Source organism: Mycobacterium sp. IDR2000157661, from assembly GCF_022317005.1.
In the GTDB taxonomy this organism is placed as follows: domain Bacteria; phylum Actinomycetota; class Actinomycetes; order Mycobacteriales; family Mycobacteriaceae; genus Mycobacterium.
Genome location: NZ_CP081006.1, coordinates 1,493,360 through 1,516,616, shown reverse-complemented (window position 1 = coordinate 1,516,616; position 23,257 = coordinate 1,493,360). Strand labels below are relative to the sequence as shown.

The 23,257-nt window shown below is 69.3% G+C and carries 19 protein-coding genes; 10 read left to right on the top strand and 9 right to left on the bottom strand.

Annotated features, from left to right (window positions below):
• Nucleotides 1-11: 11 nt before the first annotated feature.
• Entirely contained in the window at nt 12-683 is a 672-nt protein-coding gene (locus K3G64_RS08290) for an NYN domain-containing protein (protein WP_238950514.1), read from the bottom strand.
• Nucleotides 684-742: 59 nt separating this feature from the next.
• Nucleotides 743-1,573 carry a tRNA (guanosine(46)-N7)-methyltransferase TrmB gene (gene trmB, locus K3G64_RS08285; protein WP_238890332.1) on the bottom strand — a complete coding sequence of 277 codons (831 nt, stop codon included), beginning with the start codon at nt 1,571-1,573 and terminating at the stop codon, nt 743-745.
• A gap of 133 nt (nt 1,574-1,706) precedes the next feature.
• On the opposite strand from trmB, the gene K3G64_RS08280 reads away from it, so the two are divergent.
• The 3 genes from K3G64_RS08280 (at nt 1,707) to K3G64_RS08270 (ending at nt 6,159) form a co-directional block, all read left to right on the top strand.
• Nucleotides 1,707-2,681 (top strand): hypothetical protein, encoded by a 975-nt coding sequence (locus K3G64_RS08280; protein WP_238890329.1) that lies wholly within the window; start codon nt 1,707-1,709, stop codon nt 2,679-2,681.
• On the top strand, nt 2,678-4,120 hold the full coding sequence (locus tag K3G64_RS08275; protein ID WP_238890326.1) for a hypothetical protein: 1,443 nt from the start codon (nt 2,678-2,680) through the stop codon (nt 4,118-4,120). Before K3G64_RS08280 ends, K3G64_RS08275 begins: the two co-directional genes overlap by 4 nt.
• Before the next feature lie 200 nt (nt 4,121-4,320).
• Nucleotides 4,321-6,159, top strand: coding sequence for a phosphoenolpyruvate carboxykinase (GTP) (locus K3G64_RS08270; protein WP_238890323.1), 1,839 nt, complete (start codon nt 4,321-4,323; stop codon nt 6,157-6,159).
• Nucleotide 6,160: 1 nt separating this feature from the next.
• Here K3G64_RS08270 and K3G64_RS08265 read toward each other — a convergent pair whose 3' ends face one another.
• Complete coding sequence (locus K3G64_RS08265; protein ID WP_238890321.1) at nt 6,161-6,955, bottom strand: hypothetical protein; 795 nt, start codon at nt 6,953-6,955, stop codon at nt 6,161-6,163.
• Nucleotides 6,956-7,206: 251 nt separating this feature from the next.
• On the opposite strand from K3G64_RS08265, the gene fadD4 reads away from it, so the two are divergent.
• Nucleotides 7,207-8,727, top strand: coding sequence for a fatty-acid--CoA ligase FadD4 (fadD4, locus tag K3G64_RS08260; RefSeq protein WP_238890318.1), 1,521 nt, complete (start codon nt 7,207-7,209; stop codon nt 8,725-8,727).
• Entirely contained in the window at nt 8,724-9,629 is a 906-nt protein-coding gene (locus tag K3G64_RS08255) for an enoyl-CoA hydratase/isomerase family protein (protein WP_238890315.1), read from the top strand. Before fadD4 ends, K3G64_RS08255 begins: the two co-directional genes overlap by 4 nt.
• Here K3G64_RS08255 and K3G64_RS08250 read toward each other — a convergent pair.
• Nucleotides 9,607-10,341 carry a GntR family transcriptional regulator gene (locus tag K3G64_RS08250; RefSeq protein WP_238890312.1) on the bottom strand — a complete coding sequence of 245 codons (735 nt, stop codon included), beginning with the start codon at nt 10,339-10,341 and terminating at the stop codon, nt 9,607-9,609. The genes K3G64_RS08255 and K3G64_RS08250 overlap by 23 nt on opposite strands.
• Complete coding sequence (locus K3G64_RS08245; protein ID WP_238890310.1) at nt 10,342-11,526, bottom strand: acyl-CoA dehydrogenase family protein; 1,185 nt, start codon at nt 11,524-11,526, stop codon at nt 10,342-10,344.
• A 49-nt stretch (nt 11,527-11,575) separates the two neighbouring features.
• Between K3G64_RS08245 and K3G64_RS08240 the strand changes: the two genes are divergently transcribed.
• From K3G64_RS08240 to K3G64_RS08230, 3 genes are read left to right on the top strand one after another with little or no spacing between them, the layout of a single operon-like run.
• The gene (locus tag K3G64_RS08240; RefSeq protein ID WP_238890309.1) at nt 11,576-12,571 is read left to right on the top strand and encodes a MaoC family dehydratase; all 996 of its coding nucleotides are present in this window, start codon (nt 11,576-11,578) and stop codon (nt 12,569-12,571) included.
• 25 nt (nt 12,572-12,596) lie between these two features.
• Nucleotides 12,597-13,709 (top strand): CoA transferase, encoded by a 1,113-nt coding sequence (locus K3G64_RS08235; protein ID WP_238890307.1) that lies wholly within the window; start codon nt 12,597-12,599, stop codon nt 13,707-13,709.
• The gene (locus K3G64_RS08230; protein ID WP_238890305.1) at nt 13,703-15,007 is read left to right on the top strand and encodes an amidohydrolase family protein; all 1,305 of its coding nucleotides are present in this window, start codon (nt 13,703-13,705) and stop codon (nt 15,005-15,007) included. Before K3G64_RS08235 ends, K3G64_RS08230 begins: the two co-directional genes overlap by 7 nt.
• A gap of 10 nt (nt 15,008-15,017) precedes the next feature.
• Here the strand turns inward: K3G64_RS08230 and K3G64_RS08225 are convergent, their stop codons facing one another.
• Both K3G64_RS08225 and K3G64_RS08220 read right to left on the bottom strand, forming a co-directional pair.
• The gene (locus K3G64_RS08225; protein WP_238890303.1) at nt 15,018-15,920 is read right to left on the bottom strand and encodes an alpha/beta hydrolase; all 903 of its coding nucleotides are present in this window, start codon (nt 15,918-15,920) and stop codon (nt 15,018-15,020) included.
• Between the two features lie 10 nt (nt 15,921-15,930).
• Nucleotides 15,931-18,147, bottom strand: coding sequence for an acyl-CoA dehydrogenase (locus K3G64_RS08220; RefSeq protein WP_238890302.1), 2,217 nt, complete (start codon nt 18,145-18,147; stop codon nt 15,931-15,933).
• A gap of 166 nt (nt 18,148-18,313) precedes the next feature.
• Here K3G64_RS08220 and K3G64_RS08215 point away from each other — a divergent pair, with 166 nt between their 5' ends.
• Both K3G64_RS08215 and K3G64_RS08210 read left to right on the top strand, forming a co-directional pair.
• Complete coding sequence (locus K3G64_RS08215) at nt 18,314-19,537, top strand: alpha/beta hydrolase (protein ID WP_238890301.1); 1,224 nt, start codon at nt 18,314-18,316, stop codon at nt 19,535-19,537.
• Nucleotides 19,538-19,562: 25 nt separating this feature from the next.
• A complete protein-coding gene (locus K3G64_RS08210; protein ID WP_238890298.1) occupies nt 19,563-20,978 on the top strand; it encodes a WS/DGAT/MGAT family O-acyltransferase in 1,416 nt (471 codons plus the stop codon).
• Here the strand turns inward: K3G64_RS08210 and K3G64_RS08205 are convergent.
• Both K3G64_RS08205 and K3G64_RS08200 read right to left on the bottom strand, forming a co-directional pair.
• The gene (locus K3G64_RS08205; RefSeq protein WP_238890296.1) at nt 20,975-22,246 is read right to left on the bottom strand and encodes an alpha/beta hydrolase; all 1,272 of its coding nucleotides are present in this window, start codon (nt 22,244-22,246) and stop codon (nt 20,975-20,977) included. The genes K3G64_RS08210 and K3G64_RS08205 overlap by 4 nt on opposite strands.
• 60 nt (nt 22,247-22,306) lie before the next feature.
• Nucleotides 22,307-23,116: a lysophospholipid acyltransferase family protein gene (locus K3G64_RS08200; protein ID WP_238890291.1), complete on the bottom strand. Its 810-nt coding sequence runs from the start codon at nt 23,114-23,116 to the stop codon at nt 22,307-22,309.
• Nucleotides 23,117-23,257: the final 141 nt, after the last annotated feature.

The window sequence follows — 23,257 nt, the reverse complement described above, 5'->3', positions numbered from 1 at the left end:
TTTCGCGCATTTCAGTTGTTGACACGCGAGGTCAGTAGCGAGGACAGCGGCCGGAATGGCTGCAGCCATGCCCCTTGCTCGGGCAGCGAATCGAGTCCGATCCGCGGTAGCGGTTCCCGGAAAACACCAGGAATGTCCTCTAGGTCGACGAACTCCAAGGTATCCGACGCTAGCGCCCAGCTGGCATGTTCGCGAAATCCGAGCACCTGGACCGGGATGCCGTCGCGGGCGATTTCCTCCAGTGGCTGTTTGAACGCCTGACCGTCGGCCGATGCCACCAGCACGCCGGCCAGCCCCTCGCGGCGCCGCAGGGCGATGTGATCCAGCATGTCGCTGTCCACGTCGCTGTCCTCGTCGATCTTCGGCTTGGCGAAAACCGCGAAGCCCACGTTGCGCAACGCCTCCACCCATGGCCGGACGACGTCGGCGCTGCCGGGGGCGATGTTCGTGAAGACGGTCGCCTCCGGTTCCAGTGAGACAGGCCGGGCCGCGGCCCCGATCTGGGCGGACAGCTCCGCGGTGCGCGACAACAGCCAGCGGCCCAGCGCGTCGAACCGCGGCCGGTGTGCCGCGGTGGGCCTGCCGCCCAACAGCGAGCCGAGACCCATGTCGAGGTTCGGCGCGTCCCAGACCAGCAGTACGCGCGCCGTCGTCTCGACCGATTGCGGCTGGGGTGGCGTCAACTCGCCGACGTGCGCAACGTCCTTGACGTCCTCGATTCCGTCTATGTCGTCGGCGACGCTCACCTTTTCTCCCAGAGCAGTTCGGCGACGGCGCTGCCCGCGTCCTGCGCCTTGTTCTCGTACTTGGTGACGGGCCGCTCGACGGAGATGGGCAGGTCGTCGGTAGCGGCGATGCGGCGGAGCCGCTGTTCGGCATCACCGACCTCGCCGATGTGTTCTGCGTATCCGGCGTGATCGGTCGCGGCGTGCAGGATCCCGCCGGGCCGCAGTCTGTCGGCGATCAACGCGACTGTGGCCGGCTGCAGCAGCCGTCTTTTGTGGTGGCGGGCCTTCGGCCAGGGGTCGGGGAAGAACACCCGCACGCCGGTCAGCGATTCCGGTCCGAACATGTGCTCGAGGACGTCGACGCCGTCGCCGCGGACCAGCCGGATGTTGGTGATCCCGTTGCGGTCGATACCCGACAACAGCTGGGCCAGCCCGCGGCGGTACACCTCGACGGCCACCACGTCGATATGCGGTTCGGTCGTGGCCATGGCCAGCGTCGAGGTGCCGGTGCCGCAGCCGATCTCCAGCACCACCGGCGCCGAGCGGCCGAACCACGCAGCGGTGTCCAGCCGCGGAGCGGGACCGTCGGCGTCGCGGGCGTGCATGCCGATCTCCGGCCACCGGCGGTCCCATGTCGCCTGTTGAGCGGCCGACAGAGCGCTGCGTCGGGTGCGGAAGCTGGTGACCCGCGGCAACCGGTGCGGGTGCTGCGCGACATCGGGCCCCTGAGCCGGGCCGCCGGCGACATCGGGCCCCTGAGCCGGGCCGCCGGCGACATCGAGCTGCGGTGCCGAGACGTCCGCGACGTCGGGCCCGGGCAAATGCATCCGTCCATGGTGGCTCATCGACACACGAGTACCCGCATCGTGTCTCAGATTGATACCCAACAGTTGCCTTCGACGGCCAGTGCCCCGAGCTGTCCCCAGGCGCGCGGTGAGGGCCTCGTGCCGCGCGGCCCCACCTGCCACGATCGGCATCGTGGACTTCGCGGACACGCTCAGGCAGTTCGCCGACGACGGCCGGGACACCCGGCTGGCGCACCTTGCTGCGCGCCTCAGGGCGCCGGTGCGCGTCGCGGTGCAGGGTCGCCACGGGGTCGGCACCTCCACGGTGGCCGCCGCCCTGGCCGGCGCGGGCGTGTCGGTGACGCCGGACCCGGAACTCGCCGACGTCGGCGTGGTGGTGATCGCCGAGGTGCTCAAACCCGAGGACCGCGCGCTGCTCGACGCGCTCGGGCGCCCTGGCGTCGTCGTGCTGAACAAGGCCGACGCGTGTGGGTTCGGCTCGGGCGGGCCGATGGCGCTGGCCCGGCGGCGCGCCGCCGAATACCGTGCGCGGGCCGGAGCGCCGGTCGTCGCGATGAGCGCACTGCTGGCCGACGTCACCCTCGATGACGAGCTCATCGGCGCGCTCCGGGCCCTGGTCCATGCGCCGGCCGACCTGTCCTCGGCCGACGCGTTCACCTCGGGACTGCATTTGGTGAGCGAACCGGTGCGCCGTCGCCTGATCACGACCCTGGACCGGTTGGGTGTCGTGCATGCCGTGGTGGCCCTGGCCGACGGCGGCGATGCCGGGTCGCTGGCGGCACAACTTCGCCGGCTCAGCGGAATCGACGGGGTGCTCGAGCAACTCGACGCCGCGGCCGCGCCGCTGCGGTACCGCCGACTGCGGCGGACCATCACCGAATTGTGCGCGCTGGCAGCGCAATCCGACGACGACCGGTTGGCCGATCTGCTACGCACCGACGACACCGTGCTGGCGGTCATGACCGCCGCGGTGCGGGTCGTCGAAGCCGCAGGAACACGAGTCGACAGGGGTGACGACGCGCCCGCTCATCTGCGGCGGGCGGTGCACTGGCGGCGCTACGCGCGGGGGCCGGTCGATTCGCTGCACCGCGCATGCGCTGCCGACATCACCCGAGGCTCGTTGCGGCTGCTCGGGCGGTCACGGTGAGCGAGGAGCGGGCCGACGCCCTCGTCGCCGCGATCGAGCCGGGCATGACCCCGCCCGCCGTCCGCGCGGTGGACGTCGTGCTGGTCGCCGGTCCGCGGCTCGCGGGCACCACCAGCGTGGTCAGCGCTCTGCGCGACCGCATACCCGAGCAGGTCTTCGTCGAGGAACTGCCGCGCGCCGACGCCCCCGCCGCGGTGGTGTTCGTGGTGTCCGCCGCGGCGGTGTTGACCGAATCGGACTGCGGTGTGCTCGACTCCGCCGCCGTCAACACGGACCTGGTGATCGGCGTGGTGTCGAAGATCGACGCGTACCGCGACTGGCGCGAGGTGCTGGCGGGCAACCGTGCGCTACTGGCCGCCCGGGCACGGCGATATGCACCCGTGTCGTGGGTCGGTTCCGCCGCGGCGCCCGACCTCGGTGAGCCGCTCGTCGACGAGCTCGTGGGCCTGCTGCGGCAACGGATGGCCGAGCCCGCGCTGACGCAGCGGAATCGGTTGCGCGCGTGGGAGTCTCATCTGCAGGAGCTGATCGACCACTGCCGCGGGGACGCTGCGGGCGCAGATGGGCGGGTCCGGGTGGCGGCGCTGCATCAGGCCCGCGACCGGATCACCCGCGATCAACGGTCGGCTCGGGCGAAGCGCATCGTCACGCTGCGCGCTCAACTTCAGCAGGCTCGGGTGCGGCTCGGCTACATGGCGCGGAACCGCTGCGCATCGGTGCGGGCCGAGCTCACCGGGGACGTCTCCGCACGGAGCAGGCGACGGCTGCGGGGATTCGAGGCGCACGTGCGCGAACGCGTCGCCGAAGTGGTCGACGAGCTGGACCGGGGCATCACCGAGCAGCTGGCCGATGTGGCGCGCCGGCTCGAGCTGCCCGCGGTGCCGGTGCCCTCGCCGCCCTCGCCGCCCGCGATCGGGCCGCCGCCGACGGGGGCGCGCGGGCTGGAGACGCAGCTGACGGCGATTCTCGGCGCCGGATTCGGCCTGGGAGTGGCGCTGGTTGTGACGCGACTACTCGCGGGACCGGCCGCCGGACCGACCGCCGGAGGGCTGGTGGCCGGAGGCCTCGTCGGGCTGGTGCTCACCTTGTGGGTGATCGGCATCCGCGGGTTGCTGCACGACCGGGCCGTGCTGGACCGGTGGGTCACCGATGTGACGAACACGCTGAGGTACGCAGCCGAAGAGCACGTTGCGACCCGGATCCTGGCCGCGGAGACCGTGCTCACCTCTACGGCGGAGGACCGCGGCCAGCGTGAGAGTGCCGCCGCGGAGGACCGCATGGCCCAGATCGACGCCGAACTTCGCCAGTACGCCACGCTGAGCGCCCGATCCGCCGTCGGGCGGGACCGGCGGTTGCCGCTGCTGCAACGCGCCCTCGACGCCGTGCGCGCCGAGCGGACCCGGGTAGTCGAGGTTGCTGCGTCGAAAGCGCATCATTAGTCGGTGCCCTTCACCTGGGCATGACGAAAACGGGGGTTTTCTGAATCGTTCCTGTGAGTGATCGGACATACTCCCGATTCACCGCGGGTATGTCACCCGCGTTAACCTCTGTACAGGGAGACCGCGGCGCCGCCTGAACCCTGTCTGGCCGGTGCACACGGATTCTTGGGTCCTGGCAGACACTTACACAGGAGATTTTCATGACCGCAGCGACCATCCCAGGTCTGGACACCGCACCGACGAAGCATGAAGGTCTGCTCGCTTGGGTCCGGGAGGTCGCCGAGCTGACGCAACCCGATCGCGTGGTGTTCGCCGACGGCTCCGACGAGGAGAACGCGCGCCTGTGTGCGCAACTGGTCGAAGCCGGCACCTTCCACCAGCTCGATGAGGAGAAGAAACCCAACTCCTACCTCGCGCTGTCCGACCCCTCCGACGTGGCTCGCGTCGAGTCGCGCACCTTCATCTGCACCGAGAACGAAATCGACGCCGGCCCCACCAACAACTGGATGGACCCGGCCGAGATGCGGCAGACCATGACCGACCTGTACCGCGGCTGTATGCGTGGCCGCACCATGTACGTGGTGCCGTTCTGCATGGGCCCGCTGGGCGCCGAGGATCCCAAGCTCGGTGTCGAGATCACCGACTCGGAGTACGTCGTGGTGTCGATGCGCACGATGACCCGGATGGGCCGGGCCGCGCTGGACAAGATGGGCACCGACGGTTTCTTCGTCAAGGCGCTGCACTCGATCGGCGCGCCGCTTGAGGGGGCCGACGGCTCGCGAAAAAATGACGTGCCGTGGCCCTGCAATGACACCAAGTACATCAGCCACTTCCCGGAGACCCGGGAGATCTGGAGCTTCGGCTCCGGATACGGCGGTAACGCGCTACTCGGCAAGAAGTGCTACTCGCTGCGCATCGCCTCGGCGATGGCGCACGACGAGGGCTGGCTCGCCGAGCACATGCTGATCCTCAAGCTGATCTCGCCGGAGGACAAGGCGTACTACGTCGCCGCGGCGTTCCCGTCGGCGTGCGGCAAGACCAATCTCGCCATGCTGCAGCCCACGATTCCGGGGTGGCGCGCCGAGACCGTCGGTGACGACATCGCCTGGATGCGCTTCGGCAAGGACGGCCGCCTTTACGCGGTGAACCCGGAGTTCGGCTTCTTCGGCGTCGCGCCCGGCACCAATTGGGGCACCAACCCGAACGCCATGAAGACCATCGAGGCCGGCAACACCGTCTTCACCAACGTCGCGCTGACCGACGACAACGACGTGTGGTGGGAGGGTCTCGAAGGCGACCCGCAGCACCTCATCGACTGGAAGAAGCGCGACTGGACGCCCGACTCGGAAGAGAAGGCCGCGCATCCGAATTCGCGGTACTGCACCCCGATGTCGCAGTGCCCGACGCTGGCTCCGGAGTGGGACGACCCGCAGGGCGTGCCGATCTCGGCGATCCTGTTCGGCGCCCGGCGCAAGACGACGGTGCCGCTGGTGACCGAGGCGCGCGACTGGCAGCACGGTGTGTTCATCGGCGCGACCATGGGCAGTGAGCAGACGGCCGCCGCCGAGGGCAAGGTCGGCACCGTGCGGCGCGACCCGATGGCGATGCTGCCGTTCCTGGGCTACAACGTCGGCGACTACTTCGCGCACTGGATCAGGCTGGGCAAGGAGAACGACGAGTCGAAGATGCCGAAGATCTTCTTCGTCAACTGGTTCCGCCGCGGTGACGACGGCCGATTCCTGTGGCCGGGCTTCGGCGAGAACAGCCGCGTGATGAAGTGGATCATCGACCGCATCGAGCACCGGGCCGGCGGCCGCACCACCCCGATCGGCACCGTGCCGACCGCCGAGGACCTGGATCTGGATGGCCTCGACGTTGATGCCGCCGACGTGGACGCCGCGCTGGCGGTCAACGTCGACGAGTGGCGCGAGGAACTTCCGCAGATCGAGGAGTGGTTCGAGTTCGTCGGCGAGAAGTTGCCGACCGGCATCAAGGACGAGTTCGACGCGCTGAAGCACCGCTTGGCTGAAGCCGAGTAAATCATTCGCTTCCGTCGATCAGTCGGTAACGCGGACGACCGGTTGCTCGGCGGCACCAGCTCCGTACCATGCGCGCCAGCCACTTGGCGGTCCGCATCCCCGCCCCGGGGTGCACCGTGCCGAAGTGCAGTATCAGCGTGACGCGACGGCTGCCGGCCGGTATCGGCATCGATGTGTGAAAGGACCGATAGCCCCAGAACAGGTAGATGTCGCCGGGCTGCATCGCGACCACCGTGGCCGACGACCCGTCGACCGCTCGCATATCCGGGCAGCGGGCGGCGCGAGCCTTGTCGACGGCATTGCCAACGACGGTGCGACGGTAGGGCCGCAGGTCGCGCCGGATGATCAACTCCCCGGAGCGACCCGGCTGACCATCGGGAATGACAATCGGCACGATCGCGGTGACGACTGTGCTGTCGTAGTGAAAGTCCGCCGGCGCCGAATCTGCGTCGCCAGTCCCGGTCACCACGCGCAACACGACTTCGACGGCTTCACCATCGCAATCGAGGCCGGGAAGCTGGCGGGCGGCCAGCGCCCGCAGCAGCGCACCGAACTGCGACTCGGCTACTACCCGATCGACGCACCATCTGACCGATGAATCAAGACGGTCGACGAATAGCTCGTAGACCTCGTCCTCGGGCATGTAGGGCCGCACCGCGGCGTGAGCGACGTCGAGCCAGTCTGCTGACAGCACACCGGCGAGGCGTGCATATCCGTAGCGGGTGATGTGGGCGGCGACGGCGGCGTCATCGATACTGACGAGATTTGCCAGCCTGCCCGGGCTGACTTCAGCCACTGATCCACCGCGTTCATACTTCATCATCGGTGACGTGTCCCCTAGATGCATATCGATGGGTAGAGCGTGCCTCCACCAGGTCGGATTGCTTCGAGAGCAAAGCTATAACGCCCCGCAGAAACATTCAATAGGTATCGTTTCTTCACAAATACATACCACCAGAATCGTCTGTTCCGACACGGGTGTTTGCCGGCAAACGCGCGCTCCGGGCAGTTGACATGCGTCAAGTCTGGTCGTCGTAAAGTCGGGCCATGCAGATCCGCGAACACGCCGAGGCCACGCCCGACAAGCCCGCCGTCATCATGCATCCGGCGGGAATCGTGGTGACCTTCGGTGATCTGGAAGCCCGAGCCAACCGGCTGGCCCACCATTTCCGCCGGGCCGGCCTCGCCGAAGGCGACACGGTCGCGATCCTGATGGAGAACAACGAGCACTTCCACGCCGTGATGTGGGCGGCCCGCCGAAGCGGGCTCTACTACGTGCCGATCAACACGCACCTGACGGCCGCCGAAGCGGCGTACATCATCGACAACAGCAACGCCAAGGGCATCATCGGCTCGGCCGCACTGCGCAAGACGCTCGAGGGACTCGCCGCTGAACTGCCCCGCGGACTACCAGAGGTGCTGCTGATCGCCTCCGGCGACCTCGACGGCTGGCAGCGCTACCCGGACTGCGTCGCCGGCCACCCCGAAACACCGATCGACGACGAGATCGAGGGGGATCTGCTGCAGTACTCGTCGGGCACCACCGGCAGGCCCAAGGGCATCAAGCGGGAACTTCCGCACCTGCCGCCCGCCGAAGCGCCCGGCCTGATGACGATGCTCGTCGACGTGTGGATGCAACCGGACTCGGTGTACCTGAGCCCGGCGCCGCTCTACCACACCGCACCGTCGGTCTGGTCGATGACGGTGCAGGCCGCGGGCTACACCACCGTGGTGCTCCAGAAGTTCGACCCCGAGGGCGCGCTCGAGGCGATCCAGCGCTACGGCGTCACCCACGGGCAGTTCGTCCCCGCGATGTTCACCCGGATGCTGAAACTGCCGGATTCCGTGAGGAACTCGTACGACATGTCGAGCCTCAAGCGGGTCATCCACGCCGCGGCGCCGTGCCCGGTTGAAATCAAGAAGCAGATGATCGACTGGTGGGGCCCCATCGTCGACGAGTACTACGCGTCCTCCGAGGCGCACGGTTCCACGCTGATCAGCGCGGAAGAGTGGCTGGCGCATCCGGGTTCGGTGGGCAGGCCGATGGTCGGGGCCCTCCACATACTCGATGAGAGTGGCAACGAACTGCCACCCGGTGAGCCCGGCGAGATCTACTTCGAGGGCGGCAACACCTTCGAGTACCTAAACGACCCCGACAAGACCGCGAAGTCGCGCAACCGCCACGGCTGGATGACCGTCGGCGACATCGGCTACGTCGACGAGGACGGCTACCTCTACCTGACGGACCGCCGCCACCACATGATCATCTCCGGCGGGGTCAACATCTACCCCCAGGAGGCCGAGAACATGCTGGTCACCCACCCGAACGTGATGGACGCCGCGGTGTTCGGCATTCCCGACGACGAGATGGGCCAGAGCGTCAAGGGCGTGGTCCAGACCGTCGACCCGGCCGACGCCACCGACGAATTCGGCGACGAACTGCTGGTGTGGCTGCGTGACCGGTTGGCGCACTACAAGTGCCCGCGCTCGATCTCATTCGAGGCGCAGTTGCCGCGCACCGACACCGGCAAGCTGTACAAGCAGGAGCTGATCAAGAAGTACTCGTGACGCGCGTCGAGCTCACCTCCGGGGTCTTCGTTGCGGTCGAATCCGTCTGCGACGAAGCTGCTTTCACGCTGTCCGAGCAGGACAGCGCCGACCGGCGGGTGATCACCGTGCCCTCGGTGGACGACGCCGTCGAGGACCTGCGGGCACGGTGTCTGCGGTGGCCGCACGCCGCCGCGATCTGTGGGGACGTGCTGCGCGCCGTGGACCCGGACGCGCCGACGTTCGCCGGCGTGGTCACCGAGTCCCTGGCGTATTCGACTCTGCAGTCCGGCCCGGAGTTCGCCCGCTGGCTCGCCGAACGCGGTCCGGCCGAGGCGCCCGCGCCGGTGGAACCCGTCCTGGTCGACCGCATCGACGACTCCGTGCACGTGCGGTTCAACCGGCCACGCCGACACAACGCGTTCTCCACCGACGCGCGGGCGGCACTGCTCGAAGCGCTCGAGGTGGCGCGACTCGACCCGTCGGTCACCGAGGTGGTGCTCTCCGGCGCCGGTCCGTCCTTCTGCAGCGGCGGTGACCTCGCCGAGTTCGGCTCGTTCGCCGACCCGGCGGCCGCTCATCTGGCCCGCACGCGCCACAGCCCGGCGCTGGTGCTCGCCGAATTGGCGCAGCGCCTCGGTGATCGATGCCGGGCCGAGGTGCACGGTCGGGTGCTGGGCAGCGGGCTGGAGATGGCCGCGTTCTGCGGGCACATCACTTCGGCCGCCGACGCGCTGTTCGGCCTGCCGGAGCTGAGCCTCGGCCTGATCCCCGGTGCGGGTGGCACCGTCAGCGTCACCCGCCGCATCGGCCGCTGGCGCACTGCCTATCTGGTGTTGTCCGGGCGCACCCTCGACGCGCCGACGGCGTTGCGGTGGGGACTGATCGACGAGATCGCGGCTAGCCCGAGCGGCGCAACGTGACCCGGTAGGTGTATTGCTCGGGCAGGAAGTGGCTGACCGACAGTTCGACCGGCCGCCCCGAGGCATCGGAGTACAGCCGGTCGACCCGCAGCATCGGATGGCCGGGCGCGCAATCGACGGCCGCGGCCACCGCCCCGTCGGCGGGTGCGACGGTGATCGACTGCGCCGCTTCGGCGATCGGCTCGGCGAGCAGCGGCTCGAGCAGACCGATTACGGTATGGGTGCCCACCGCTCCGTCACCGAGTTCGGCCGACACGAGGGCCGCAGCCGACGGCGTCAGGTGCACCGTCGTCGAGACGAAGGGCACGCTCTCATGCAGGCGCCGGAACACCACGGTGTGGACGATGTCGTCGTCGAGGCGCAGCCTGCTGGCCGCGTCGAGGTCCACGCGCCTGCGCAGGCCGGTGAGCACCTCCATCGAGGTGTCGTCGGACAGGCTCATCAGGTCCTCGATCGAGCCCAGCCGGCGAAGGTAGCGGCGGCCTTGAACGTCGGCACGGTCGCTGGCGTAGGTACCGCGGCCGGGCACCCGGTACACCACCCCCTCGGCCACCAGGTCCTGAAACGCCCGCCGTACCGTCTGGCGCGACAATCCATGGGCGGCAACGAGTTCCGATTCGGTGGGCAGTCGGGCGCCGTCGCGGTAGCGGCCCGCAGCGATTGCGGCGCGAAGCTGGTCGCGCAGGGCCTGATACGCCGGCGGCGCGCGCACCTAGATGCCGCCCCTGGCCACCAGTTGAGCGGCGATCACGTTGCGCTGGATCTCGTTGGTGCCTTCGCCGACGATCATCAGCGGGGCGTCACGGAAGTAGCGCTCGACGTCGAATTCGGTTGAGTAGCCGTAACCGCCGTGGATGCGCATCGCGTTCAGTGCGATCTCCATCGCGACCTCCGAGGCGAACAGCTTCGCCATCCCGGCCTCCAGGTCACAGCGCTGCCCGCTGTCGTAGCGTTCGGCGGCGTAGCGGGTCAGCTGGCGTGCCGCGGTCAGCTTGGTGGCCATGTCGGCCAGGTAGTTACCGATCGACTGGTGTCGCCAGATCGGCTGCCCGAAGCTCTCGCGCTCCTGCGCATAACGCAGTGCATCCTCCAGCGCGGCGGTCGCCACCCCCAGGGCGCGCGACGCGACCTGGATGCGGCCGGTCTCCAGGCCCTTCATCATCTGCGCGAAGCCCCTGCCCGGCTCTCCGCCGAGGATGGCCGACGCGGGCACGCGGTAGTCGGCGAACGTCAGCTCACACGACTCGACGCCCTTGTAGCCGAGTTTCGGCAGATCCCGCGACACCGTCAGGCCGGGGCTAGGCCGCAAGTCGAGGTCCGGGACGGCCTCTCCGCGCTCGGCGAGCACCACCGAGATGCCGCGGTGCCGCGGCACGGCATCGGGATCGGTCTTGCACAACAGCGCGATCAGCCCCGAGCGCCGCGCATTGCTGATCCACGTCTTGGCGCCGTTGATGACCAGCGAGTCACCGTCGGACGCGGCCGTCGTCGTCATGTTCTGCAGGTCCGATCCGCCGCCCGGCTCGGTCAGCGCCATCGTCGCGCGCACCTCGCCGGTCGCCATGGGCGGCAGGTAGCGGAGCTTCTGTTCCTCGGTGCCGAACAGCGCCAGGAGCTTGGCGACGACGGTGTGTCCGCCCATCGCCCCGGCCAGGCTCATCCAGCCGCGGGAGAGTTCCTGGGCGACTTCGACGTAGCAGGGCATCGACACCGGTGAACCGCCGTAGGACTCCGGGATCGCCAGGCCGTAGACACCGATCTGCTTCATCTGCTCGATCCACGCCTCGGGGTATTCGTTGGCGTGCTCGACGTCGCGGACGCGGGGCTTGACGTCACGGTCGACGAACGCGCGCACGGTCTCGACCAGCATGGTTTCTTCGTCAGTGAGGGATGCCATATGTACGGCCATATTGACACTTTGTCCGGCCTAATGCCAGAGTGCAGCCGTGAGCGGCCCCTACTTCGACGACCTGGCGGTCGGTCAGGTCTTCGACACCGCCCCGTCGATGACGTTGACCGCCGGCGCGGCGGCCGTGCATCAGTCCATCGTCGGTGACCGCCTGCGCCTCGCGCTGGACGCCGACCTCGCGTCGGCCGTCACCGGCGCGGCGGGCCCGCTCGCCCATCCGGCGCTGGTCTGTGACGTGGCGATCGGCCAGACCACGCTGGTGACTCAGCGGGTCAAGGCCAACCTGTTCTACCGCGGATTGACCTTCCACCGGTTCCCGGTCATCGGCGACACCCTGTTCACCCGCACCGAGGTGGTCGGGCTGAAACAGAACTCGACCAGGCCGGGGCGCGCGGCGACCGGCCTGGCGGCGCTGCGGATGATTACCGTCGACGACGCCGGTCGGCTGGTCCTCGACTTCTACCGGTGCGCCGTGCTGCCGCTGCGCGACGGCGCCGCCGAAACCGGCCACCGCGACGACGTGTCGACCGTGGGCGCCCACCTGCCACCCGACCCGGCGCCGACCCTTCAATGGGACGCCGACGCCTACCGCGCCCGCGTCCAGGGTGCCCGGTTCGACCCTGCGCTGGCCGGCGCGGTGCTGCACAGCAGCGCCGACGTGGTCACCAGCGCACCGGAGCTGGCCCGCCTGACGCTGAACATCGCGGCCACGCACCACGATTGGCGTGTCGGGGGGCGGCGGCTGGTGTACGGCGGGCACACCATCGGGCTGGCGCTCGCCCAGACCTGCCGCCTGCTGCCCGACCTGGTGACCGTGCTGGGCTGGCAGTCGTGCGACCACACAGGCCCGGTACACGAGGGCGACACCCTCTACAGCGAGCTCCGGATCGAGACCGCGACACCGCTTCCCGACGGCGGTGGCGGCGTGCTCGGACTGCGGTCGCTGGTGTACGCGGTTTCAGAAGGTGGGACCAGCCGGACCGAGCCGGACCGGCAGGTGCTGGACTGGCGGTACGCCGCGCTGCACTACTGAGCGGTGACTGAGCACAATGGAGGACGTGACGTCGCTGACCGTCCCGAGCGCCGTGCTCTCCCGGGCACAGCGGGTCGCCGATGCGTACACCATCTTCACCGGCGTCGACGTCGATGCCGGTGAGCTGATCGGCGGGCGGGCCGGACTGCTGGGCATCGCGCCCCGCGGCCGCATCTCGGCGGGCGGCGCGACCCGGCTGATGCCCTGCCGCGACGGGTGGTGCGCGTTGACACTCTCGCGCGACGACGACATCGATGCCGTGCCGGCGCTGCTCGGGGCGCAGCGGGTGGCCGACGAGTGGCGCGCGGTGCAGACCTGGGCCGCCGGGTGCGACGTCGCCGACGTGACCGAGCGCGCGCGACTACTCGGGCTGCCCGTTGCCGCACTCGCCGAGACGCCTGCGGGACCGCCGCGGGTCTATCCCTTCGGCGCAGGCACCACCACCCGCGCACCGGCGGGCCTGCTGGTGGCCGACCTGTCGGCCATGTGGGCCGGACCGCTGTGCGGCCACCTGCTGGCTCGCGCCGGTGCGACCGTCGTCAAGGTGGAGAGCATCGCGCGGCCCGACGGCGCCCGCCGCGGACCGCGAGCCTTCTTCGACTGGCTCAACGCCGGAAAACTCTCCTACACGGTCGATTTCGACGACCCCGACAGCGTCCGCCCACTGCTGGAGGCCGCCGACGTGGTGATCGAGTCGTCGCGGCCCGCCGCGTTGACGCGGCGTCTGCTGGGCCCCACCCACATCGCCCCGCGCGACGGCCGGGTGTGGCTGCGGATCACGGGGCACGGCACGGACGGCGAGCGCGCCGACTGGGTCGCCTTCGGCGACGACGCGGCGGTGTCGGGCGGCCTTGTCCGCTCAGCACCCGAGAACCCCACCTTCTGTGGCGACGCCATCGCGGATCCGCTGACGGGCCTGGAAGCCGCACTGGCGGTGGCGCAGTCGCTGCGCAGCGGCGGAGGCGAGTTGATCGAGCTGTCGATGGCCGCCGTCGCCGCGACCTACGCCGAGCAGCCCGACACCGGCGACACCGACTGCGCCACAACACCCAGGATCACCGCATCCGCGCCCGAGCCCGGTGCGGACAACGCGACCGTCGACGAGCTGATCAGCGGGCGTCGGTTCGCGCCGTGCTGATCCAGCGCGCCACGTTGCTCGACGGCGCGGCGGTCGACGTCCGTGTCGGCGCGTGGATCGTCGCGGTGGACCACCGACTGGTCCCGTTGCCCGGTGAGCAGGTCTTCGACGCCGCAGGCGGCATCGTGATCCCCGGCATCCACGACCACCACGTGCACCTGCGTGCCGCCGCCGCCGCGCTGGCCTCGACCCGAGTCGGGCCCGCCGAGGTGACAAGCCGCGCCGAGCTGGGCCACGCGCTGGCCTGCGCACCCATCGGGCACGACGGATGGATCCGTGCGGTCGGCTACCACGAGACCGTCGCTGGACCGCTGGACCGCGCGGTGCTGGACGAGGTGTCGCCTGCCGTCCCCGTGCGGGTGCAGCACCGCAGCGGCGTGCTGTGGACGCTGAACTCCATCGGCCTGGCCCGCGTCGGGCTTCCCGACCATCCCGACGGCCGACTCCGCAGCGCCGACCGCACGTGGTCGGACACCTTGCCACGCAACGAGATCGGGCTGCGGCAGCTCAGCGACCGGCTCAGTGCGCACGGCGTCACCGGCGTCACCGACGCCACGCCCGACCTGGGCAGAGCCGACACCGCCGCGCTGGCGCAAGCCCATCGCCGCGGGGAACTGCGACAGCGCGTCCACTGCCTGGCGCCCGGAAAACGCATCCTGCACGACGCCGACCTCGACCACGACGAACTCGCCTCGTGGATCGCCGGACGGCATGCCGACGCCGTGCCGGTGGCCGTTCACTGCGTCACCGCGGCGCAGCTCGTCGTCACCCTCTCGGCGCTGCAGACCGCAGGCACGCATCCGCGGGATCGCATCGAGCACGCCGCGGTGGTGCCCGACGGCAGCCTGCCGGACCTGGCCCGCGCCCGGGTCACGGTGGTCACCCAGCCCAACTTCGTCGCCGAGCGGGGCGAGCAGTACCGGCACGACGTGCCCGTCGGCGAGCAGCACGAATTGTGGCGGGTCGCTTCGCTTCTGCGTGCCGGGGTGCCGGTCGCGCTGTCCACCGACATGCCGTTCGGGGACGGCGACCCCTGGCGGGCGATGCGCGCGGCCGTGCAGCGCGCCACTGTGAGCGGGGCGGTGCTCGGCCCCGACGAATGCGTCTCCCCACATGAGGCGCTGGGCATGTTCGTCGGTGCGGCGGACGAGCCGACCCGTCCGCGTGCCGTCGCGCCCGATCAGCCCGGGGACCTGGTGGTGCTGTCGGCAGCGCCCGCCGAGGTGCTCGACGTCCTGGACTCGGCCCTGGTGGCGGCCACCATCATCGCCGGCGAGGTGGTGTACGAGCGGGCCTGAGAGCCCAGTGTCAGGCCGCCGCGGGGATCAGCGCCTGGCGCAGCATCGCGCACTGGCTGTTGAAGAACGCCAGCGAAACTTCGGCTTTCGGCACGATCCCATCGAATCCATGGAAGGCGCCGTCGACCACCTCGACCTCGCACGGCACGCCCGCGGCCCGCAGGCGCTCGGCGTAAGCGAGGTCCTCGTCGTGGAACAGGTCCAGCGTGCCGACACCCATCCATGCGGGCGGCAGGCCACCGAGGTCCTGTCGACGGGCAGGCACCGCGACGTCGCGGTCGGCGTCGCCGAGGTAGGCCGCCCAGCCGAACTTGTTGCTCGACTGGTTCCACAGTCGGTGGCCGGGGTTGTCCAGGCCGGCACGGTCGACGGTGCGGTCGTCGAGCATCGGATAGACCAGCAGTTGAGCCGCCAGCGGCACCTCGCCGCGGTCGCGGGCGTGCAGCGCCAGCGACGCGGCCAGCCCACCGCCCGCACTCGCGCCGCCGATCGCGACCCGCGCCGGATCCACCGACGGCAAGCCCGCCAGCCACGTCAACGCCGAGTAGCAGTCCTCGAGCGGGGCGGGGTAGGGATGCTCGGGTGCGAGCCGGTAGTCGACCGAGGCGACGGTCGCCCCCAGTTCCCTGGCGAACCGGCGGCACAGCACGTCGTCCTGTGCGGCGGTCCCGATGATGTAGCCGCCACCGTGGATCCACAGCAGCGCCGGACCCGGCTGCGTGACGCCCGCAGGCCGAAACAACCGCACGCCGACGCCGGAACCGAGGGTGAGCGCCTCGACGTCGTCGGGGGTGTGGCGACCCTGCAGTCGGGTGACCATCCGGATGACGGGCAGCGTCACCGGCGTGACGACCTGCCTGGGGATGTAGCGCGCGATCCGGCGCAGGTCAGGATGGAAGTCGCTGGGCGGCATGGGACAAGTATTACTTCAGTAGCGGGTCGCGGGGCAGCCCGAGGATCCGTTCGGCGATCGTGTTGCGGGTGATCTCGGATGTCCCCCCGGCGATGGTCATCGCCCGATTCCCGAGATAAGCCTGCGTGAGGGTCGGAGCCTGCCCGACGACCGCCGCCGAGCCCGCCAGCTCCATGGCCAGTTCGGTCATCCGCTGACCGCTCTCGGCCACCAGCAGCTTGGTCACGTTGCCCTCGGGTCCCGGCTCGGAACCGGCGATCGCGCGCGTCACCCGCCGCAGGTTCAGCAGTCGCAGGGTGTGCGTCTCCGCGATCACCTCACCGGCCCGCCGGACGTGGCTCGCGCGCGTCTCCGCAGGCGCGCCGTCGAGCAGCTTGATGAGGTCGTCAGCGCCGAAACCGGTGGTGCCGCCCGAACCGCCGCCGATCGAGATCCGCTCGTTGCCGAGCGTCGCGCGGGCCACCAGCCAGCCCTTGTTCACATCCCCGACCACATCGGAGTCGGGCACGAAGACATCGTCGAAGAAGACCTCGTTGAAGTGGGCGTGCCCGGTGAGGCCGCGCAGCGGATTGACCGTGACGCCTTCGGCGGCCATGTCGATCGCCATCATGGTGACCCCCGCGTGCTTCGGCGCGTCGGGATCCGTGCGGACCGTGGCCAGCCCCCACTGGCACAGATGGGCCAGGCTGGTCCACACCTTCTGACCGGTCACCCGCCAGCCGCCGTCGACCTTCTTGGCCGAGGTGCGCACCGCGGCGGCGTCGGAACCCGCGCCGGGCTCGGAGAACAGCTGGCACCACATCACCTGGCCCCGCAGCACCGGTTCGACCCAGCGTTCCCGCTGGTCGTCGGTGCCCGCCTGGGCGATCGTCAACGTCACCCAGCCGGTGATCCCCATGTCGGGGCGCTCCACCGGGGTTGACTCCCCGCTCACTTCGCTCCTGCCCGCCGAACCGAATTCCTCCTCGATGACCAGCTGTTCGAGCACCTCGGCGGCCCGGCCCCACGGCTTGGGCCAATGCGGAACGAGGTAGCCGGAGTCGACGAGGAAGTCACGCTGCCGGTCGGCGGGCAGCGCACGCAACTCGGCGACCGCCTCGCGCGCCTGCGCGCGGAACCGGTCGGCCTCCGGCGGCAGGGTGAAGGACGCCCCGCGTGCCTGACCGCTGCGCTGTGCCGCCACGACGTCGAGCAGCGGGTCGGCTCCCTCGCTCATCAGGGCCGCCAGCGTGCGGGCGCGGCGCAGGTACAGGTGGGCGTCATGCTCCCAGGTGAAGCCGATACCGCCGTGTAGCTGAATGTTGTTCTCCGCGTTGAAGATCTGTGTGCGGATCGCGTGGGAGGCGGCGACTGCCGCGGGGAACCACGCGCTGTCCAGATCGTCGGCGCGCGCAGCGTCCCACGTCGCTGCCGTGGTTTCCTCGGCGTTGACCAGCATGTTCGCCGCGTGATGCTTGACGGCCTGGAAGGTGCCGATGGTCCGGCCGAACTGCTCGCGCACCTTGGCGTAGTCCACCGCCATCTGCAGCGCAGCCCAGCTGACGCCCACCGCCTCGGCCGACGCCAGGATCCGAAACACCGTGTGCGCCTTGCGCGCAGCACCGCGCAGTACGTGTTCCTCGGCGACGGCGACACCGCGCAGCACGACCGATCCGATGCTGCGGGTGGGGTCCATCGACTCCAACGCCGTGACGCTGACACCGTCGTCAGTGTTCTTCTGGCTGACGTCGACCACCGCGACGTCGTCCCCGACGACCACCACCAGCAGGTCTGCGTCAGGGGCGCCCAGCACCGCGGGGCACTCACCGGTCAGCGTGCCGTCCGACCCGAGCACCACACTGCCCGCCAGCGCCAGGGCGGCGACGGTGCTGCCGTCCGCGAGACCCGGAAGATGTTGTGCGCGAACCGAATCGTCGGCACACCTGTCGATGACCACCGCTGCGGCGACGCTGGGCAGGAACGGGCCGGGGCACAGTTCGTGGCCCTGGGCCTCCAGCACCACCGCCAACTCCGCAAGCCCGAATCCCGATCCGCCGTGTTCCTCGGCGATGGCCAGGCCGGTCCAGCCGAGCCCGGCCGCGGCCGACCAGATCTCCCGCGGGTGCGACGAGCCTCCGTCGAGGGCGCCGCGGGCGGCCGCGCGGCTGTTGACGCGGCTGAGCTGGCCGAATGCCGATTCGGCCAGGTCGATGTGCTCCTCGGTGATGGCCAGTGCTGACTTACTCACGATGGCAGTCCTCATTTACAGTCGACGGCTTTGACGTCACGCTAGCCCCAAACTGCAGGTCAACGCATAGGTGATGCGCATCACATCCTCGGTGCGAAAATGTCACGAGTAGACACTTCGCCGAATGTCGTCGTTTGACCGTTGGAGGCGGGGGTACAGTCGCGCCATGGCGGAACGACCGGAACCCCGGTACCCCGGGCCGACCTTCTGGACGCGTGCGCGGTGGTTGCTGAACGCCGGCCCGTCGGACTACATGCTGGCGATGAGCATCGCCTCCGCGCAGTTGCCGCTGATCGGCAAACACCTTGAGCCGCTTGGCGCCGCTACGGCGATGAGTGTGTGGGGTTACCGGCATCTGCCCGACTTCTTCAGCGCCACCGCGAAGTCCTGGTTCGGACCCGACAACGCCGAGCTGAAGCGGTCCGAGCGCAACTGCACCAACGCCGTCACGGAGGCCGCACTGCGCGGCGTCGTCAATGCCAAGGATCTCGCGATCGACTGGCCGGCGCCGCAGTCCGCGCCGCCGTTGTGGAACATGCGTGAGCACCGGCGCAGCGTGTACCGGACGTCGGTGCAGTACGGCCCGCGGCCCTCCCAGCTGCTGGACGTGTGGCGGCCCAAGGAGTTGCCGTCGGAGCCCGCGCCGGTGCTGATCTTCGTCCCCGGCGGAGCGTGGGTGCACGGCAGCCGGCTCCTGCAGGGCTACGCGCTGATGTCGCACCTGGCCCAGAAGGGCTGGGTGTGCCTGTCCATCGACTACCGCGTGGCCCCGCATCACCGATGGCCGGCCCACATCACCGATGTCAAGACCGCGATCGCCTGGGCGCGGGCCAACGTGGACAAGTTCGGTGGCGACCGTCACTTCGTCACGATCGCCGGCACGTCGGCGGGCGGCCACCTCTCGGCGCTGGCCGGTCTCACGCAGAACGACCCGGAGTTGCAGGCCGAACTGCCGGAGGGCTCGGACACGTCCGTGGACGCGGTGGTGCCGATCTACGGGCGCTACTGCTGGGAGGACCGCTCCACCGTCGAGCGGGTGCGGTTCGTCGACTTCCTCGAACGGGTGGTGGTCAAGCGCAAGCTCGCCGATCACCCGGAGTTGTTCCGCAAGGCCTCGCCGATCGCCCGGGTGCATCGCGACGCCCCGCCGTTCCTGGTCATCCACGGCACGGGAGACAGCGTCATCCCGGTCGCGCAGGCCCGCACGTTCGTCGAGCGACTGCGCGGCGTCTCGCGTTCGGCGGTGAGCTACATCGAACTGCCCGGCGCCGGCCATGCGTTCGACATGGTCGACGGGGCGAGGACGGGGTCGATGGCGACGGCAATCGGGCTGTTCCTCAACCAGGTTCACCGAAACCGAGCTCTGATCGGCGCCAAAGAGGTTATATAGGCACCACCGGAGGCAGGGGTGCGAGGTGAAGAGGCTCAGCGGCTGGGACGCCGTGCTGTTGTACAGCGAGACGCCGACGGTGCACATGCACACCCTCAAGCTGGCGGTGATCGACCTTTCTGAGCTGGGCGACCGTCAGTTCGGCATCGACGAGTTCCGCCGGGTCATCCACGGCAGGCTCTACAAGCTCGACCCGTTCCGCTATGAACTGGTCGACATCCCGTTCAAGTTCCATCATCCGATGTGGCGAGAGAACTGCGAGGTCGACCTCGAGTATCACGTGCGCCCGTACCGGGTCGACAGTCCCGGCGGCCGCAGGGAGCTCGACGAGGCGGTCGGCCGGATAGCCAGCACGCCCCTGGACCGCAGCAGGCCGCTGTGGGAGATGTACTTCATCGAGGGGCTGGCGGGAGGCCGGATCGCCGTGCTCGGCAAGATCCACCATGCGCTGGCCGACGGGGTGGCCTCGGCCAACCTGCTGGCGCGCGGCATGGACCTGCAGGCCGGACGGCAAGCCGACCGTGACTCGTACGCAACCGATCCCGCGCCGGGTAGGGCCGAGCTGGTGCGGACGGCCTTCACCGACCACATGCGCCAGATCGGCCGGTTGCCGGGGGTGATGCGTTACACCGCGCAAGGCATCCAGCGGGTGCGCAAGAGCACCAGGAAGCTCTCCCCAGAGCTCACCAGGCCGTTCACCCCGCCGCCGTCGTTCATGAACCACCGCGTCGACGCACAACGCAGGTTCGCCACCGCGACCCTGGCGCTCGCCGACGTCAAGGAGACGGCCAAGCATCTCGCAGTCACCATAAACGACATGGTTCTGGCGATCTCGGCGGGCGCGCTGCGAAAGCTCTCGCTGAAGTACGACGGACATGCGGACCATCCGCTGCTGGCCTCTGTCCCAGTCAGTTTCGACTTCTCGCCGGACCGCATATCGGGCAATTTCTTCACCGGCGTCATGATGGTGGTGCCTATTCAACTCGACGACCCGCTGGAGCGGGTGCGCGCGGTGCACGATGCCGCGATGGACGCCAAGGAGACCCACCACCTGATGGGGCCGGAGTTGGTGAGCAGGTGGTCGGCGTACTTCCCGCCCGCGCCCGCCGAACGGCTGTTCCATTGGCTCGCCGACAAGGACGGCCAGAACAAGGTGCTCAACCTCCCGATCTCGAACGTGCCGGGGCCGCGCGAACACGGCCGGGTCGGCGGCGCGCTCGTCACCGAGATCTATTCCGTGGGACCGCTCACCACCGGCAGTGGCCTCAACATCACTGTGTGGAGCTACGTCGACCAGCTCAACATCTCGGTGCTCTCCGACGGCGCCACGCTCGCCGACCCCCATGAGTTGACCGACGCGATGGTCGAGTCGTTCGCCGAAACCCGTGGTGCCGCGGGGCTTTCCCAAGAGCTGACAGCTGTGGACGGCGTGATGGCTTAGCCGCGGTATGAGCTGTGCCGCTTGGCATCAACCCAGGACAGGAACGTCTCGACCGACTGCGCGGTGTAGTGCGCCCGCGGGGAGCCGTAGAAGTCGAATGCGTGCTGAGCGTGGGGGATCTCCGCATACACGACGGTGGACTCCGACACCTTGGCAAGCGCCTCGGCGAATTCGCGCCCCTCCCGGACCGGGATGATCGAGTCGTCCTGGCCGTGCAGGATGAAAAACGGTGGCGCGTCGGGCCGTACCCGCATGATCGACGAGGCGTCGACGTAAACCTGCTTGTGCTCGGCGATGGGCTTCTTCACCACGAATCTCTGCAGGAACCCGATGAATTCCTTGCGACCGGCCCCCCTGCCTGAGACCCAGTCGTAACGGCCATAGATCGGCACCGCGGCGACGACGGACGTGTCGACGTCCTCGAATCCGGGCTGCCACTGCGGGTCGTCGGCCGTGAGCGCCGCAAGCGAAGACAGGTGCCCGCCGGCCGAACCACCGGTGATGGCAACGAAATCCGGGTCGCCGCCGTAGTCGGCGATGTTCTCCTTTACCCAGGCCAGCGCGCGTTTGACGTCGACGATATGGGCGGGCCAGGTGTGCCGGGGGCTGACCCGGTAGTCGATCGACACGCACACCCAGCCTCGCTCGGCCAGGTGACTCAACAGCGGATAGGCCTGCGGCCGCCGCATGCCGATCGCCCAGGCCCCGCCGGGAACCTGCAGCAGCACAGGCGCTTTGCCGTTGCGGGGGAGATCGGCGCGACGCCAGATGTCGGCACGGTTCATCCGGTCGTGCGGCCCGTACTGCACGGTGCCGGCACGCTCGACGTAGCGGCGTCGCACGAGTTCGTTGGGCGGGATACCGACCAGTCGGCGACGCCGCGCGGGCTGCGACCTGGCCGCGATCTCCTCGTAGTCGTCACCCAGCACCGCGCGCAGCGGCTCCTCGAAATAGGGCCGCGACGTCACATTGCGAAACATGATGAGGCCCAACAGGGCCCATGCGATCGCCGTCATCGCCAGCGCGAGTCGGCCGCGCGCGCCGCGGAAGTCACCACGCAAGCCGCGTCGCACGGCGTCGAGGACCGAGCCAGCCAGGTACAGGGGTGCGGCTTCGGTCGTGGGCCAGCCGAAGGCGAAGGCGGGCAGCGTGACGTATCCCTCGCGGCCCAGCGGTTGCACACCGTTGGCGGCGTTGAGCAGTTCCGCCGCCGCACGCAGCAGCGGGTAACGGCGGCGGCGGCGGTGGCGCCTGTTCTTAGCGGTCATCGAGCATCCGCATAGCCGCGGCGCCTGCCGGTAAAACTTCGAAACCACTCGGTGATCCCGCTAGCCGAGCACCGGGAGGCGGCGCTCGGCGGCCAGCTCGTCGAGCGCACGCTGCATCACCCGGCGCACGTGGGAATCGACCTCGTCGATGTCGGGGTCCGTGCCGAACTCCTCGACGATGTCGATCGGCGGTAGAACACGCATGACGATCTTCGACGGCAGCGGGATGTTGGGCGGCACCACCAGCGACAGGCCGAAGGGGAAGCCGAACGAGATCGGCACGATCTTGGCACGGGCCAACCGGGCGATCGGGCCGAGTCGCTTGGCCAGCCAGGTGCCCCGTGACAGGAAGATCTGGGTTTCCTGTCCGCCGATGCCGACGGTCGGGACGATCGGCACGCCGGCGTTGAGCGCGGCCTTCACGTAACCGGTGCGCCCACCGAAATCGATCACGTTCTCGGAGAACGTCGGGCGGTAGACGTCATAGTCGCCGCCGGGGAACACCACCACCAGTCCGCCGGAGCGCAGCGCGTCGTCGGCGTTGCGATGGTTGGCGCTGATGTAGCCGATCTTGCGGAAGAACTCGCCCGTCGGGCCGATCATCAGCATGTCGTGGCTCAGCGTGTACAGCGGACGGTCGTACCCGTGATGCTCGTAGAAGTCAGCGGCCAGGATCGGCACGTCCATCGGCAGTATGCCGCCGGAATGGTTGGACACCAGCAGGGCCCCGCCCGCAGGCAGGTTCTCCAGGCCGCGTACCTCGGAGCGGAAGTAGCGCTTGAGGATCGGCCGGGTGACGGCCATGAAGCGCTCGGTGAGGCCGGGATCCCACTTGGTGAGCTGCGACGGTTCGGCGTCGGTGGTGGCCATCGGACCCCTTACGGTTGAAAACTGAAACGTGTTCTAGTTTAGTCGAGGGCGTCTGTGCAGGACAAATGGTGGGGTGGTGGCCGCACCGATGTGCCCACTGTATCCGCATCGGCTCCGCTGACCCAGCGCTTCCCGAGGTGG